Source organism: uncultured Fretibacterium sp., from assembly GCF_938040765.1.
Taxonomy (GTDB): Bacteria; Synergistota; Synergistia; order Synergistales; family Aminobacteriaceae; genus CAJPSE01.
Genome location: NZ_CALIAA010000168.1, coordinates 1 through 3,158 on the forward strand (window position 1 = coordinate 1; position 3,158 = coordinate 3,158).

The 3,158-nt window shown below is 65.4% G+C and carries 4 protein-coding genes; all 4 read right to left on the reverse strand.

The window, feature by feature from the left end:
* Complete coding sequence (locus tag Q0176_RS05950) at positions 1-492, reverse strand: DUF6672 family protein (protein WP_299300216.1); 492 nt, start codon at positions 490-492, stop codon at positions 1-3.
* Entirely contained in the window at positions 492-1,625 is a 1,134-nt protein-coding gene (locus tag Q0176_RS05955) for an ABC transporter permease (RefSeq protein ID WP_299300218.1), read from the reverse strand. Before Q0176_RS05955 ends, Q0176_RS05950 begins: the two co-directional genes overlap by 1 nt.
* Positions 1,622-2,728 carry an ABC transporter permease gene (locus tag Q0176_RS05960; protein WP_299300220.1) on the reverse strand — a complete coding sequence of 369 codons (1,107 nt, stop codon included), beginning with the start codon at positions 2,726-2,728 and terminating at the stop codon, positions 1,622-1,624. The genes Q0176_RS05955 and Q0176_RS05960 overlap by 4 nt, the downstream gene beginning before the upstream one ends.
* A gap of 18 nt (positions 2,729-2,746) precedes the next feature.
* On the reverse strand, positions 2,747-3,158 hold a 412-nt coding region (locus Q0176_RS05965), incomplete at its 5' end, for an ATP-binding cassette domain-containing protein (protein WP_299300222.1).

Consider the following 3,158-nt stretch of genomic DNA (forward strand, 5'->3'; position numbering starts at 1 on the left):
TCAGGGGTTCCCGGCAGGCTGCGGCTCCATCCCCCCGGGCATCGCGTCATCGCCGCCGGGCGCCGCCTCACCGCCTCCCGACGCCTCGGGCTCGGACGGAGCGGAGACCTGCACCTCGGGGGGCGGCAGGAGGAAGTCCTCCCGCCCCGCGGCAAGCAGGGGAAGACTGAGCATCATGTCCTTGCCGAAACCGGGCGTCATCCTCAGCTCGATCGTCCGCTCCACGTCGCCCCCCATGGAGTCCAGCACCTCCACCCTGAGGGAGAACGAGGGCCCCACCGTCTTGACGACGTCCCGGTCCCGGGCGAGGAGCTCCACGGGGTCGCCCCCGTTCACGCTGACGTTGACCTGTTCCATCGCTTTGAAGGTCTTTCCGTCCGCCTCGATCGTCTTGTTGTCCAGGAAGATCTGATGCTCCCTTCCCACGTAGAAGAGCGCCACCCCCAGGGCCAGCAGGGCCGCAAGGACAATCGTCCGCTGCAGGACGCGCATCACGCTCCCTCCTTTCCGGCAGCCGCGGGGCCGCGCAGGGCCCGCCGGGCCTCGGCCCGATCCCGGTTGCGTTTCCAGGCGTGCAGCACCAGCGCGATGGCGATGATGCCGTAGGAGACGAACACGCGGAAGTACTCCCCTATCTGGGCCTGGCCCATGAGGTTCTTGCCCGCCATGGGGGCGACGATGAACATCAGGTGAAAGAGCACCACCCCGACGAAGACGTTGGCGATGCTTGCCCGGGAGACGCTGGCCCCTCCGATGAGGAGCGCCGCGATCGAGAACATGCCCGCCTGATCGTGGCTGTTGTAGGTGTTCAGGGTCCCCATGTTCTGCAAAAAGATGATCTGTCCGTAACAGGCCAGCACCGTGGAGATGACGATGGCGATGATGCGGGTGCGGTTGACCGCTATCCCCGCGGAGTCGGCGACGGCCATGTCCTGCCCGATGGCGCGCATGTCCTGCCCCAGCTTGGTCCTGCGGAACCAGACGATGAAGAGGCAGAAGGCCGCGATGAGCAGGAGGGTCGCCACGGGCACCCTGACCGTCCCGGAGAAGAACGGCAGTTGGAAGGAGAACGGAATCAGGTTGTCCAGCACGCCGCGGATCCCCAGCAGGCTCACGGCGTTTCGGATGCCGTAGCCGCGGGAGAGCACGAGCGTCGGGTTGCCGATCGGGATGACCCAGCCCATGAAGTAGAGGACGAAGAGCTGATAAAGGCCGTTGATGAAGAAGCCCAGGATGTAGGAGGTCACCATCTCCTGTCCCTTGGCGCGGTTCAGGACGTGTCCGCAGAGCAGGCCCAGCAGCACGGCGATGGGCGTCCCGATCATCATGGACAGCGCGACGCCGGGGATGCCCACGATCGCCCAGTCCAGGACGAGGATCAGTCCGATCTGGCCCGCCATGGCGCCGAGCACCATGCCGAAGTTCAGCCCCATGCCCGCCATGATGGGGATCAGAAGGGAAAGGATGAGGAAGGAATTGCGGCCTATGCGGATCAGCAGCTCCTGGATCAGGTGCCCCGCCGAGAAGCCGGACAGGGGGATGGCCACGGCCGATATCGCGATGAAGATGATGGGAACCGCGTTGTTGGCCACCCACCTCAGGATGTTGCGCGCAAAACCGTTCATCGTCTCACCCTCCCCTTTCTCGTCAGGGCGTAGAGGATCATCCCGTTGCTCACGATGATGCGGATGACCTCCGACATGTCCGTCTGCAGCACGCTGTTGATGACGGAGGGCGTCATGGTCAGGATGCCCTGGAAGAGGAAGGTCCCGACCACGACGTTGAGGATCGAGGCCTTGTTGACCGAGGCCCCGCCCAGCAGGACGGACGCAACGGCGGGAAGGGCCATGTAGAAGGGCCCCATGTAGAGCTGAATGAAGCCGAAGCTCTGCTCGTAGACCAGGATGCCCACGGCCCCCAGGATCGTGGAGAGCACCACCGAGATCGTCCTCATGCGGTCCACGTTCACGCCCGAGGCACGGGCGAACTCGGGGTTGGACCCCACGGCCGTCATGGCGGTGCCCGTCTTGCTCCTCATGAAGACCCACATCAGCAGGGCGAGGACGGCGAAGAACAGGAAGGTCCCCGTCGGCACGAAGAAGTGCCCCTGCTGAAAGGACAGCAGGTCGTTCAGCACGTGGAGCCAGTAGCCGCTCACGCTGATGGTGGTGCGCAGGCCGCTGCCCCCGTAACCCCAGATCATGGTGGGACTCCTGTAGGGCATGAGGAGCCAGGCGATGCACATGAAGGCCACGGAGGAGAAGCCCACGTAGGTGGCGATCATCATCTCGTCCCCCTTGACGCGGTTCAACAGCTTGCCGTAGAAGAAGCCCAGCACCGCCGCGATCGGCACCGCGATGACGATGGCCGAGGCAAAGCTCAAGGGCGCGCGGACGGCCTCCGAGGCCAGGAAGTCGAGCCACGGCCGGCCCGCGGCCAGCTCCGCCGCAAACGTCAGGATCCGCGGATTGAACTCGATGGAGAGCGTGGCCCCCAAAAGCCCCGCGATGATCCCCAGCGGCAGCCCGAAGTTGAGGCCGCAGCCCGACTGCACCATCGGGATCATGGCCAGGACCATCACCCCGTTCATGCCGAATCGCACCAGGACGTCCGAGAGCGACGTGTCCACGCGCACCCCGACGAAGGGCGCCGCGATGAAGAGCCCCAAAAGGAAAAGCCCGATGATGATCCTCGGCCAGCCGGCCCTATCGATAAAATTTCCGATCATGGATATCCCCCTCCACTCCTACCCCATCATCAGGAGGCCGAACTCCTCGGCCGGACTCGCGGCGGGCAGCACGCCCGCGATGCGCCCCTCGCCCACGATGGCGATGCGGTCGCAGATGGAGCGCAGTTCCTCGAGCTCCGAGGAGGTGACGACGATCGTCGTTCCGTGTTCCTCGTTGTGCCGCCTCAAAGTGTCGAGCACCAGGGTCTTGGCCCCGATATCGATGCCCCGCGTGGGCTCGCACACGAGCAGGACCTCGGGCTGGAGCGCGAAGGCCTTGGCCAGACAGACCTTCTGCTGGTTCCCCCCGGAGAGCTCCGCGGCCCTCTGCCCCGGGCCCGTGCACTTGATATCCAGGGCCTCGATGTACCGCTCGGCCTCCCGGCTGATGGCCCGATCGTCCCGAAGCCGGATCCCCAGCAGCGGGATC